At 69.2% G+C, this 12,325-nt stretch carries 12 protein-coding genes; 8 read left to right on the plus strand and 4 right to left on the minus strand.

Annotated features, from left to right (window positions below; all coding sequences use genetic code 11):
* The first annotated feature begins 7 nt into the window (after nt 1–7).
* Nucleotides 8–1,495: a CoA-acylating methylmalonate-semialdehyde dehydrogenase gene (locus tag L3Q65_RS25565; RefSeq protein ID WP_182891373.1), complete on the plus strand. Its 1,488-nt coding sequence runs from the start codon at nt 8–10 to the stop codon at nt 1,493–1,495.
* Nucleotides 1,496–1,539: 44 nt separating this feature from the next.
* Here the strand turns inward: L3Q65_RS25565 and L3Q65_RS25570 are convergent, their stop codons facing one another.
* A complete protein-coding gene (locus L3Q65_RS25570) occupies nt 1,540–2,298 on the minus strand; it encodes a GntR family transcriptional regulator (RefSeq protein ID WP_182891372.1) in 759 nt (252 codons plus the stop codon).
* 108 nt (nt 2,299–2,406) lie between these two features.
* Between L3Q65_RS25570 and L3Q65_RS25575 the strand changes: the two genes are divergently transcribed.
* Both L3Q65_RS25575 and L3Q65_RS25580 read left to right on the plus strand, forming a co-directional pair.
* A complete protein-coding gene (locus tag L3Q65_RS25575; protein WP_182891371.1) occupies nt 2,407–3,552 on the plus strand; it encodes a pyridoxal phosphate-dependent aminotransferase in 1,146 nt (381 codons plus the stop codon).
* A gap of 84 nt (nt 3,553–3,636) precedes the next feature.
* Nucleotides 3,637–4,482 carry an SAM-dependent methyltransferase gene (locus L3Q65_RS25580; protein WP_182891370.1) on the plus strand — a complete coding sequence of 282 codons (846 nt, stop codon included), beginning with the start codon at nt 3,637–3,639 and terminating at the stop codon, nt 4,480–4,482.
* 98 nt (nt 4,483–4,580) lie between these two features.
* On the opposite strand, the gene L3Q65_RS25585 is transcribed toward L3Q65_RS25580, so the two are convergent.
* Nucleotides 4,581–6,107, minus strand: a complete 1,527-nt coding sequence (locus tag L3Q65_RS25585) for an MFS transporter (protein WP_182891369.1) — start codon at nt 6,105–6,107, stop codon at nt 4,581–4,583.
* A 100-nt stretch (nt 6,108–6,207) separates the two neighbouring features.
* The gene (locus L3Q65_RS25590) at nt 6,208–6,846 is read right to left on the minus strand and encodes a TetR/AcrR family transcriptional regulator (RefSeq protein WP_237596858.1); all 639 of its coding nucleotides are present in this window, start codon (nt 6,844–6,846) and stop codon (nt 6,208–6,210) included.
* 96 nt (nt 6,847–6,942) lie between these two features.
* On the opposite strand from L3Q65_RS25590, the gene L3Q65_RS25595 reads away from it, so the two are divergent.
* The 5 genes from L3Q65_RS25595 (at nt 6,943) to L3Q65_RS25615 (ending at nt 10,882) form a co-directional block, all read left to right on the plus strand.
* Entirely contained in the window at nt 6,943–7,572 is a 630-nt protein-coding gene (locus L3Q65_RS25595) for a DUF5701 family protein (protein ID WP_182891367.1), read from the plus strand.
* Between the two features lie 55 nt (nt 7,573–7,627).
* Nucleotides 7,628–8,236 carry a CatB-related O-acetyltransferase gene (locus L3Q65_RS25600; protein WP_255750836.1) on the plus strand — a complete coding sequence of 203 codons (609 nt, stop codon included), beginning with the start codon at nt 7,628–7,630 and terminating at the stop codon, nt 8,234–8,236.
* 18 nt (nt 8,237–8,254) lie between these two features.
* On the plus strand, nt 8,255–9,094 hold the full coding sequence (locus L3Q65_RS25605) for a DUF4111 domain-containing protein (protein ID WP_237596859.1): 840 nt from the start codon (nt 8,255–8,257) through the stop codon (nt 9,092–9,094).
* Between the two features lie 121 nt (nt 9,095–9,215).
* Nucleotides 9,216–10,646, plus strand: a complete 1,431-nt coding sequence (locus L3Q65_RS25610; protein ID WP_237596860.1) for a pyridoxal-dependent decarboxylase — start codon at nt 9,216–9,218, stop codon at nt 10,644–10,646.
* Nucleotides 10,647–10,762: 116 nt separating this feature from the next.
* Nucleotides 10,763–10,882: a VOC family protein gene (locus L3Q65_RS25615; protein ID WP_237596861.1), complete on the plus strand. Its 120-nt coding sequence runs from the start codon at nt 10,763–10,765 to the stop codon at nt 10,880–10,882.
* Between the two features lie 50 nt (nt 10,883–10,932).
* Here L3Q65_RS25615 and L3Q65_RS25620 read toward each other — a convergent pair whose 3' ends face one another.
* Nucleotides 10,933–12,270, minus strand: a complete 1,338-nt coding sequence (locus L3Q65_RS25620) for an aminotransferase class I/II-fold pyridoxal phosphate-dependent enzyme (RefSeq protein WP_237596862.1) — start codon at nt 12,268–12,270, stop codon at nt 10,933–10,935.
* Nucleotides 12,271–12,325 lie beyond the last annotated feature (55 nt).

Here is a 12,325-nt window from a genome sequence, read left to right on the forward strand (position 1 = left end):
TTCCCTCGTGCACCCCATCATCCGACACCGCATCGGCGGCCGGGAAACCACCGGTCATTCGACCCGGACCGCGCCGGTGTGGAATCCCGCGACCGGCGAGCGCCAAGCCGCCGTGCTGCTCGCCGAGCCCGCCGACGTCGACGCCGCGGTGCAAGCCGCGCGCAGCGCGCTGCCGGACTGGGCAGACACCTCGGTCATGCGCCGGGCGCGGCTCATGTTCGCGTTCCGCACCCTGGTCGAGAAACACCTCGACGAACTGGCGCGGATCGTTTCCGCCGAACACGGCAAGGTTTTCGAGGACGCGAAAGGCGAACTCGTCCGCGGCCTGGAGGTGATCGATTTCGCCTGCGGCATCCCGCACCTGCTCAAAGGCGAATACTCCGACCAGGTCTCGACCGGCGTCGACCTCTTTTCGTTCCGGCAGCCGCTCGGCGTGTGCGCGGGCATCACGCCGTTCAATTTCCCCGCCATGGTCCCGATGTGGATGCACCCGATCGCCATCGCGACCGGCAACACGTTCGTGCTCAAACCGTCCGAACGCGACCCTTCCGCGGCCGGCTTCGTCGCCGAACTCTACGCCGAGGCGGGGCTGCCCGACGGAGTTTTCAACGTCGTGCACGGCGACAAGGTCGCGGTGGACGCGTTGCTGGACCATCCGGACGTCGCGGCGGTGTCGTTCGTCGGCTCGACGCCGATCGCGCGGTACGTGCACGAGCGCGCGACCGCGAACGGCAAGCGCGTGCAGGCGCTCGGCGGCGCGAAGAACCACGCCGTCGTCCTGCCCGACGCCGACCTCGAAAACGCTGCCGAGCACCTGGTTTCCGCCGCGTATGGATCGGCCGGCCAGCGGTGCATGGCGATTTCCGTCGCCGTCGCGGTCGGTGATGTGGCCGAGCCGCTGGTCAAGCTGATCGGCGAAAAGGCCCGCGCCATCAAGGTCGGCCCGGGGCTGACGCCGGGGTCCGAGATGGGACCGGTCGTGTCGCCGGAAGCGCTCGAGCGCGTCAAGGGCTACCTCGACGCAGGGACCGCCGCGGGTGCCGAACTGGTGGTCGACGGACGGGACAGCACCGTGGACGGGGACGGATTCTTCGTCGGGCCAACGCTTTTCGACGGCGTGACCCCCGAGATGAGCGTGTACCGCGACGAGATCTTCGGCCCGGTGCTCGCGGTCGTGCGCGTCGATTCGCTGACCGAGGCGATCGACCTGATCAACGCGAGCGAGTGGGCCAACGGCACCGCGATTTTCACCGGCAGCGGCCGGTCGGCGCGGCAGTTCCAGCGGTCGGTGCAGGTCGGGATGATCGGCGTGAACGTCCCGATTCCGGTGCCGATGGCGTTCTACTCGTTCGGCGGCTGGAAGCAGTCGCTGTTCGGCGCGCACCACATGCACGGTCCCGAGGGCGTCGCTTTCTACACCCGCGCCAAGGCCGTGACCAGTCGCTGGCCGGAATCGCCGGAGGCGGCGAGCCTGCATTTCCCCACCGCGGTCTGACCGGATCGCGGCCCGGGGAGAACGCGCTCCCCGGGCCGCACCGGTCAATTCAGCGGGATTTCGATGTTCGCGCGGCTGACCGACGTACTCTTGGTCAGCACCTGGAGCACGTCGCGGCGCACCCGCTCGCACCGAGCCTGCATCGAGGCACGCGCTGCTTCCGCGTCACGCTCGCACAGGCTCTCGAAAATCGCGCGCAGTTCACCCGGCGGGCTCGCGACGTCCGGAGCGATCATCAGCACCAGCCGCAGCACGCGTTCCAGTTCGTCGAGGACGTCGACGAGCGATTTGACGAGCCGGTTGTTGCCGCTGAAATGGGCCATGATGGCCTCGAATTCGATCCCGACCGGCAGCCAGTCGTCGAGTTCCGTCTCGCCCGCCACGTAATCGGACGAGATCTTCGACAGAATTTCGAGCCGTTCGAGCGCCGGCACCGAGATGCCGTTGCGCGCCGCTTCGGCAGCCGCCTCGCCGGCCAGCAGCGACCGCAGGCCGCACAGATCGCCGGTGTCCTGCAACGTGATCGAACTGACGACGTAGCCCGCGCGCGGCAATGCGCTGACCAGCCCGTCGCGTCGCAGCCGGGCGAGCGCCTCGCGCACCGGCGTCTTGCTGATCTGCCACTGCTGCGCGAGCGACGTCTCGGTGAAACTGCTGCCGGGACGCAGCGTCAGATCGATGATCTGGCGCCGGATCGCCCGGTAGGCCTGACTGGTCCGGTCGAGGCCGGATTCGTCTTTGCCGACCAGCAGCAACGCGGGAATGTGCGGCGCGCCGGAGAGGACGTCGTGGATGTCGGACACCCGCTCAGAATACCAGTACTGCTGGTTGATATGGCACGAGAGCATCTTCAGGCCTCCTAAAAGATATCTACTATTGTCACTGATATCTCAGTGTGGGAAGCTGTTCTCATGCCGCGAAGCAGCTCGACCTCCACGGTTCTCCCCGCCTCCCGCGACGTCCCGGCGCTCGGCGCGTTGAGCGCTCGCGACCGGGCCCGCCGGACCGGCGTCCCGATGCTTCCGCTCATCGGAGCCCCGGTCCTGCCGATGCCCGGGCACGTGCGCGACGCGGTCCTGCGGGCAATGGACAAACCCGACCCGCGCGACAGCCGGGGCCTTCCCGAACTCCGGTCGGCCATCGCCGCGGAACTGGGCCCGGACATCGACCCCGAGCGCCGGCTGCTGGTGACGCACGGCGCGCAACACGGGCTTTCCCTTGTGCTGCGCACCGTCCTCGAGCCCGGCGACGAGGTGATCGTGCCGACCCCGACATACTTCTTCGACGGCGCCATCCGCGAATCCGGCGCGGTGCCCGCGTATGTCCCGTCCCGAGAGGACTGGACCTTCGATCTCGACGGCATGGCCGCCGCGGTGACGCCCCGCAGCCGTGCCATTCTCCTGTGCAATCCGGTCAATCCCACCGGCTACCTCCCCAATGCCGCAACCATCGCCGCGGTGGTCGGCCTCGCCGCCCGCCACGGACTTCTCGTGATCTCCGATGATTCGTGGCGGCATTTCGCCTTCGATCGGAACGAACACCATCCGATCGAGGGACTGGCCGAGGTCTGGCCGCACTTGATCACCGTCACCAGCCTCAGCAAGTACTACGCGCTCGCGACCTGGCGGATCGGCTACGTGCTGGCGCCGCCGGAAATCGTCGACGCGATGGAACGCCGCCTTCAATGGGAAGCCGTGTGCTGCGGCGCGGTCGCGCAGTACGCGGCGACGGCCGCGCTCACCGGGCCGCGAGAATGGCTCGACCGCGAGCGTTCGACGTATCAGCGAAAACGCGACCTCGTGTGCGACGGCATCGCGGCCAGCGGCCTGCCCGCCCCGGTACGCCCCGGCGGCGGCGCGTTCCTGCTCGCCGACTGCGGCCGCCTCGGCGACACTCCGGAAGACATCGACCGGGCTTTGCTGCGCAACGGAGTCACGGCGATCCGCGGCGCCGATCTGCACGCCCCGGACACCCACGTCCGGCTCACCTTCGGCGCGGCGGAACCTGTCCTCGAAAAGCTGATCAGCGCGGTGAAACACGCCCTCCTGGAGACATAGCCGAACCGGTTTCGCGGTCTGGGGCGAGTCCGCTACTCTCGGTACGGCATCTATCACCGTGTCAACACGCGGGAGGTACGCGTCGTGGCCGACGCAGTCAACGCACCGCCGGGGGTCAACCCGAACCAGTCGAGCGCCGCCCGCGTTTACGACTATCTGCTGGGCGGGAAAGACAATTACGAGATCGACCGGCAGGTCGCCAGGGAAGCCGCCAGGGTGATGCCGGACATCGCGGAAACCGCGCGGGTCAACCGGCACCTGATGACCCGGATCTGCCGGTTCCTCGCCTACCACGCGGGCGTCCGGCAGTACATCGACTGCGGTTCCGGCATGCCGACCTCGGAGAACGTGCACCAGATCGTGCAGCGGGCCGACCCGCAGGCGAAGGTCGTCTACGTCGACTACGACCCGGTGGTGGCCAGCCACGGGCGGGCGCTGCTCGACGAAAACGAATTCACCGAATACATCCAGGCGGATTTCTTCGACCCGCCGAGCATTCTCGACCATCCGACGGTCAACGAGCACCTCGACTGGAACCAGCCGATCGCGGTCCTGTTCCTGCTCGCGCTGCACCACCAGACCGGCGACCGCGAGGTTCCGGCGAAGGTGACGAAGGAATTCATCGACCGGCTCCCGTCCGGTTCGTACGTGGCGATCTCGCACCTGCTCGACGCCCACGACGGTTCCGAGGACGACGAAGCGGTGCAGGGCATCATCGAATCGGTCCACAACGGATCGATGAAGGACGTCTCGTCCCGCACCCGCGCCGAGATCAAGGCTCTGTTCCACGACCTGGAGCTGATTCCGAGCGGGCCGAACAAACCCGCGGAAATCGTGCCGGTGGTCGAATGGTGGCCCGACGGCCCGCTGCTGGGCGAGCCGACGGTCGCGCAGCGGATCGTGGCGGTCGGCGTCGCGCGGAAACCCTGATTCTCACGACTGCGGGCCGGTGTTCCCGCCGAGCGTTCAGCTCGGCCAGAGCACCGGCCCGCAGTCGTGTCACGGGAAAACCCTGACCGCGCAATAGGTTACGACGCGACTGGCACCGGCTCTTCCGTCTTCGCCGCCGCCGGGGAACGCCGCAGCGCGACCATTCCCACCACTGCGAACACCACCACGATCGCCGCCCCGATCCCGGCGACGGTGTGCAGCCCCGAACTGAACGCGTCGCGCGCCGTGGCCAGCAACTGTTCGCCCGTCGCGCCGGGCAGCGTCGCCGACGCCTCCATCGCACCGGCCATGCTGTCGGTCGCCTGTGCGGCCGCCGCGGCGGGCACGGCGGACGGGAGCGCGATCTGGTCGCGGTACACCGCCGTAGCGACGCTGCCGAACACCGCGATCCCCATGGCGATCCCGAATTCCGCGCTGGTCTCCGACATCGCCGAAGCCGCGCCGGCCCGCTGCGGCGGGACCGAACCGACCACCATTTCGGTGCACAGCACGCCCTGCGGCCCCATGCCGAAGCTGGCGATCGACATGCCCAGCACCACGAAAGCCACCCCGCCGGACCCGCTGGCGAGCGTGAACAACAGGATCCCGCCCGCGGCGACGAGCATTCCGAAGCCCAGCACGAATTCCGGCCGGAACCGGCGCGCCAGCCGCGGCGCGATCGTCGACCCGGCGACCACCGCGAGCGCCTGCGGGACCAGCAGCAGCCCCGCGTCGACCGTGCTCAGCCCGGCGACCATCTGCAGGTACTGGCTGACCAGCATGAACACCCCGCCCATGGTGACCGCGCCGACCAGCATGATCGCCACCGCCGCGCTGAACGCGCGCACCCGGAACAGCTGGAGGTCCAGCAGCGGATGCTCCAGCCGCTGCTGCCGCCGAACGAACACCGCACCGACCGCGAGCCCCGCGGCGAGCACGCCGATTTCGGTCAGGGACAAGCCGTTTTTGGCGATTTCCTTGAGCGCGTAGATGACCGGCAGGATCGCGGCGAGCGAGAGGGCGACGCTGGCGAGGTCGAGGCGTCCGGCACTCGCGTCGCGGTATTCGGGCAGCAGCTTCGGCGCGGTCGCGAGCAGCAGGACCATCACCGGCACGCCCATCAGGAACACCGAACCCCAGCGGAAATGCTCCAGCAGGAACCCGCCCGCGACCGGGCCGGCCACCATGCCGCCCATGAAGCAGCTCATCCACACCGCGATCGCCGTGCCGCGCTGTTGGGGGTTCGGGAACATGTTGCTGATCAACGCGAGCGTCGACGGCATGAGCGTCGCCCCGGCGATCCCGAGCACGGCCCGCGCCGCGATCAGCATCTCCGGGCTGGTCGAGAACGCCGCCGCGACCGACGCGAGCCCGAACGCGCCGCCGCCGATCAGCAGCAGCTTGCGCCTGCCGATCCGGTCGCCGAGGGTGCCCATCGTGACGAGGAACCCGGCGATCATGAAGCCGTAGATGTCGATGATCCACAACAGTTGCGTGCTGGAAGGCCGCAGGTCCGCGGCGAGGTGCGGAACCGCGAGGTGCAGCACGCTCATGTCCAGCGACAACAGCACGGTCGGCAGGGCCAGCACCGCCAGGCCCAGCCACTCGCGTCGTCCGGCGCTCATTTCTGTCTCCCCTGGTGTCTTTCCGGTCGTCTCACTCAAGCGACGATCGGGGTGCGCGCGGATCGACATCGCGGGAAAAACTTCTTCGGACGGACGTCGCCTAGGACGGCGCGGAGGCCACCGCGTAGTTCCCGAGCGAAGGTTCCAGCAGGTCGAACGCCCGCGCCGCCTCCGCCCCGACCGTCGCCGCGACTTCGTCGACGGGCCGTCCGGCCAGCGTCAGCTCCTCGATCCGCTCGAACAGGCTGTGGTGCACCGCTCCCAGCACCGCGGCCGCCGTGCGGACCGTGATGTCCGTGCGGGGGCTGCCGACCGCGTCCGCCAGCGCCTGCGCCAACGCCCGTTCCCGCTGTTCGTGCAGACCGCGCAGGCACGCGGACAACGTCGGGCTCTCGGCGATCATCCGGCTGAACTCCAGCCCGGCGAACCCGACCACCGGGTCCTTCGCCGCGACCGCCGCCTCGAACGCCCGCCGCAGCGCCGCGAGCGCCGACTCCCCCGGTTCGCGCGACGACACCGCGGCCGCCAGGGTCGCGACGAACTCGTCCTGATGGTCGAGGACCAGGTCTTCCTTGCGGGCGAAGTAGTTGGTCACCGTCTTCTTCGCGACCCGTGCGGCCGCCGCCACCTGGGCGATCGTCGTCTCCTCGAAGCCCTGCTCCAGGAACAGCCGCGTCGCGTGGTCGGAGATCAGCCGGCGCGTCTCCTGCTTCTTGGCTTCCCGCAGGCCCACATCCATCAAAAACTTACCTCCGACGTAATTTTACCTTGACACCCGTTTTGACTCTCGGCATACTTTTACTACCGATGTAAATATAACCCGAAGGAGAACCACTTGTCGATCGCTGCCCTTCCGTCGCTCGCGGACCAGGCGAACCACCTCATCGCGCTGGGAGTGCCGGAGATCGCCCAGCTCCCCGCCGGTGACCTGCGTGGCTTCGCCGCGGAGCACAGTGCCGCGGACGGCGCGCTGCTGGCGGTCCACCCGGACCGGGCGCCCGCGTCGGCGCTTGCGCCGCTGCTGCGTCGCGAAGGAAAGGCCGGGTTCGTCGTCACCGACATGGCGGACGTCGACCAGTTCGCGCCGCGCGACATCGATCTGCCCGACGCGCCGCTGTACCTCGTCACCGGAATCGACCGCGGCGACGAGATGGCGAACTGGAGCCCCGAGGAAGCCCTGCCCGCGATCACGAAGGCCGGGCGCAGTCCGCTGCTGCTCACCGAGGGGATCCACTGGGTGCTGCAGCAGCCGTCGGCGCTCGAGCGCAATCATTGCTTCATGACCATCGGCTCCCGGCTGCGCAAGGAGAACGGCAAGTTCGACACCCGCACGCCGGCACTGTGGATCAGCAACGGCACCGGCCGCGACGGCAGCGAGCGTCGCAACGCCCCGAAGGTCGGCTGGTGCTGGTGGGGCAACCGGCACACCTGGCTGGGCTTCGGGTCCGCCGCCGCCCGCCGCTGAACCCGTCACCACGAGGAGAGAACCCATTTACCCTGACCCGAACGTCCTGCACCCGATGCCCGGGCAGCCGCGAGTGGTGCTGCTGAAACCGCTGGTCACGTCGCCGCTCATCGACGTCGGCGAGTTCTCCTACTACGACGACCCGGACGAGCCGACCGCCTTCGAGACCCGCAACGTGCTGTACCACTACGGGCCGGAGAAGCTCGTGATCGGCAAGTACTGCGCGCTCGGCGAGGGCGTGCGGTTCATCATGAACGGCGCCAACCACCGGATGGACGGACCGTCGACGTTCCCGTTCCCGATCATGGGCGGCGACTGGGCCGGGCACTTCGACGCCATCACCGGCCTGCCCGGTCGCGGCGACACGGTGCTGGGCAACGACGTCTGGCTCGGCTACCGGGCGACGGTCATGCCGGGCGTCCGCATCGGGCACGGCGCGGTCGTCGCGTCCGGGGCGGTCGTGGTCGACGACGTGCCGGATTACGGCATCGTCGGCGGCAACCCGGCCAAGCTGATCCGCCGCCGGTACCGCGACGAGGACGTCGAGCGGCTGCTGGCGATCGCGTGGTGGGACTGGCCGCTGGACCACCTCACGAAGCACGTCCGCACGGTCATGTCCGGCAGCGTCGACGACCTGGCGAGGGCCGCCGCCGAACTCTCGTGACTCGGTAGCGTGGCAGGCGTGCCGAGTGAGATCCCAGCGGAAGTCCGCCGAAGCACCGACCTGTTCCTGTCCACAGCGGACCGAGCCGCGCCCGGGCTGGTGACCGGTTTCTACCTGGTCGGCTCGGTCTGCTTCGGCGACTTCCACGCCCGCGGCACCGGACGCGGGCGGCTGAGCACGGCCAGCGACATCGACTTCGTCGCGGTCGCTGATCGGCGTCCGGGCCCGGATGAGATCTCGGCGCTGGCGCAGGCTCATGCCGCCACCGTCGACCGGTTTCCGAAGCCGCATTTCGACGGCTCCGTACTCACCTGGGCCGACCTCGCCGCCGGGCCCGACGACTGTCCGGACGTTCCGTGCGCGCAGGAAAACCGGTTCACCGCGGCGGGCCGGGACGGCCTGAACCCGGTGACGTTCTGCGAACTCGCCACCCGCGGGATCGCGCTGCGCGGGCCCGAACCGTCCGATGTGGACGTGTGGGCGGATCGGGATGCCTTGCGCGCGTTCACAGTCGACAACCTGAGCAGCTACTGGCGGCCGTGGTGGGAGAAAAACCGGCGCGCCCGTGCGTTGCCGCTCGCGGTCGGGATGAGCCCGCTGTTCCCGGTGTGGGCAGTGCTCGGGGTGAGCCGGCTGCACCATCTGGTGGCCACCGGGGAACTGACCTCCAAGAGTGGTGCGGGGCGTTATGCCGCAAGGGAATTCGACGCGCGATGGCAGCGCATCATCGCGGAAAGCTTGAGCTTGCGCACCGGAGGCGCGGAAGGGTGTCGCAGCTACCGGAATCCCCTCGCCCGGCGGCGCGACACCCTCGCATTCCTGGACGCCGCGATCGACGACGCGCTCGCCCTGGCCTAGCGCACGAATCGGGCCACAACTGGCCGGAATTGCTTTCTTGCGGCCCTGTTCCGGGCCACCTAGCCTCATCTCAAGCTAGTACAAAACGAGTTACGTACTAGCACAATTTGGGGGTGGCTTGATGGCGAGGGAGCAGGACCGCGGCGGGGTCGCGACGGACGCGGAATCGGCGGCAAAGCTGCTGCACGGCGTGGTGGATCAGCTGGTCGACGGGTGGCGCACGCGCCCGGAACGCCCGGCGAGCCCGGTGAGCGCGGACGCGGCGGAAATCCGCTCCTGGCTTGAGAACTACCCGCTGGAGAAGCCGGAAGACCTTGCGCAAGCCGTCCCGGAGGTGCTCACCGCGCTCGATCGCTGGACCGTGCACACCGACCACCCGGGGTATTTCGGGCTGTTCAACCCGTCCGCGACGTGGGCGGGCGTCGTCGGAGACCTCATCACCGCGGCGGTGAATCCGCAGCTCGCCGCGTGGAGTCACGCACCGTTCGCGGTCGAGGCGGAACAGCGGTGCATCGACCTGTTCTCCGGACGGCTCGGCCTCCCGGCCACCGCGGGCGGCCACTTCACCAGCGGCGGCGCGGAGGCCAACGCGACCGCGGTGCTGACCGCGCTCACCCACGCGTTTCCCGAGTACAGCACCGGTGGCCTGCGCGCTCTCGACGCGGCACCGGTGTTCTACGCCGGCGCGGATTCCCACCTGGCCTGGCTGAAAATCGCCCACGCGACCGGGCTCGGCCGCGACGCGTGCCGCCTGGTGCCTTCCGACGCGAGCGGCCGGATGGACGTCGCCGCGCTCGAAATGGTGCTCGCCGAAGACCGGCGGGACGGCAAAGCACCGTTCCTCGTCGTGGCCACGGCCGGGACCACCGGGGCCGGGATGATCGACCCGTTGCCGCGCCTCGCCGATCTCGCGGCCGGGGCCGGGCTGCGGTTCCATGTGGACGCGGCGTGGGGCGGAGCCGTCTGTCTGTCGGATCGGCTGCGCGGGGTCCTGACCGGGATCGAACGCGCGGACACGATCACCGTCGACGCGCACAAGTGGCTGTCAGTGCCGATGGGCGCGGGGATGTTCTTCACCCGCGACCGGGCCGAGCTGAGCTCGTCGTTCACCGTGTCGACCTCGTACATGCCGGGCCGAGTGGACGACACCGCCGATCCGTACACGACGAGCAATCAGTGGTCGCGGCGGTTCACCGGGCTGAAACTGTGGCTGAGCTTGCTGGCATACGGGGTTTCCGGCTACCGCGACCAGATCGAGCACGACACGGCGCTCGGGCAGGATCTGCGGGATCAGCTCACCGGCGCGGGCTGGCTCGCCATCAATGACACGCCGCTGCCGATCGTGTGCGTGACCCGCGCGGACGCACCGGCCGATCCGGCGGACTCCTGGCGGTGGCACAGCGATCTCGCGGATCGGGTCAACGCCACCGGCTCCGCGTGGGTGAGCCCGGTCCGCGTCGCGGGACGGCCTGCGTTGCGGGTGTGCGTCATCAGCTGGCGTACGCGAACCGAGGACATCGTTCGGCTGCGCGAGCTTCTGGACCGGGTCTGACCGCGGTATGTTGCCGGGCTGCGGGTGAGATACCAGGTCGTCGTCTTTGACGCGGCAGATCTCGCCGCGGAGAGCGCGTTCAGGGCCAGAGTGGCCGGGGGCCGACCAAGCAGGAGGTGCACCTCGATCTGTGGGCCGAAGATTTCGCCGAAGCCCACGATCACGTCATGGCTCTCGGTGCCACTGTGCTGAAGCAGGCCGAAGGAAATCCGTCCGGCGACGACTTCCAGGTGTAGGCCGGGCACCCCTTCTGCCTGTGCTGGCTGGTCGCCGAGCAAGCGAGCAATCAGGCAGGATAACCGCGCCCGTCGCCCTGCGAAATCGAGTGCAGTGTCGCCGCGAAGTCCTCCGCTTCCGCAGGTGACAGGTTCGCGAACGTCACCCGCAGGCCCGGCGGAACGTTCGTCCGGAACGCCTCCCCGGTGCGCACTGCCCAGCCGCGCGCGAGGAGCGCCTGTGCCACCGCACCCTCGGCAGGAGTCGGGATCCAGCCGTTGAATCCGGATCGGCCGGACAACGTGATACCCCGCCGCCCCAGCGCATCCGCGAGGACGCGCCGCCGTTCGCGGTAGGTCTCGCGGGCCGTGGTGAGCAGCTTGGGCGTCGCGGGATCGAGGAGGATCGTCACGGCCAGTTCCTGGAGGAGACGGCTCGCCCAGCCCGCGCCGACCTGCTGTCGCCGGAGCACCCGGTCCACGGTGAACTGATCGCCGCTCACGACGCTGAGCCGCAGGTCCGGCCCGAGGTATTTGGTCACCGACCGGATCACCGCCCAGTGCCGGAACTCCCCTTTCCCCGCAACAGTTTCCGGTTCCGTGCCAGCGATGGCGGCAGCGTGGTCGTCCTCGATCAGCAGGACGTTTTCGTGGCGCTGGAACACTTTCCGCAATTCGGCAGCACGTTCCGGGCTGAGCGCGGCCCCGGTCGGGTTCTGCGCTCGCGGCGTGAGGACGCACGCCGCCGGACGCTGTTCGAGCGCGCGTTGCAGGAGGTCCGCGCGCAGACCGTCGTCGTCGACCGGTACCGCGATCGGACGCAATCCCAGCGCGGCCACAAGGTCCAAGACGCCGCTGAAAGCCGGATCCTCGACGATCACCGCGTCGCCGGGCCACAGGTGCGCTTGCAGCACTCGCTCGATGGCGTCCATCGCGCCACCGGCGACCGCAAGGTGCTCGGCGGCGAGGCCGTCGCGCTCGAAGTCGAGACGGAACCAGTCCAGGAGCGCGGGCAGCGCGCCAGCTTCGCCGTAGAGCCATTGCCTTCCGGACAGCTTGGCGAGCGCAGGCCGCAACGGCGGGAGCAGCGCGGGATCAGGGTTGCCGTCGGCAAGGTCCCGCACGCCCGGCCCGACCGGCGCACCGAGCGCCCGGTTGGCCGGCGCGGTTCGTTCCAGCACGCGAGTCCCCGCGCGGCCAGCGGCTGCGACCAGACCGCGGTTGCGCAGCGTCCGATAGGCGGCGTTGACAGTCGCCGGGCTCACCGCGAGCCGCGCGGCGAGTCCGCGCACGGTCGGCAACCGCGCGCCGGCCGCCAGCCGTCCGGCGGAGATGGCCCTCTCGACCGACAGTGCGATCTCAGCGGCCGTCCCGCCAGACAACGCCGCCTCGTCGATCGGGTCACTCATTCGTCTGTACTAGCACAATCTCGTGATCACAGCGCCGCGGGTTGACCTTCAAGCT

Origin of the sequence: Amycolatopsis sp. FU40 (genome assembly GCF_021903635.1) — a bacterium.
Taxonomy (GTDB): domain Bacteria; phylum Actinomycetota; class Actinomycetes; order Mycobacteriales; family Pseudonocardiaceae; genus Amycolatopsis; species Amycolatopsis dendrobii.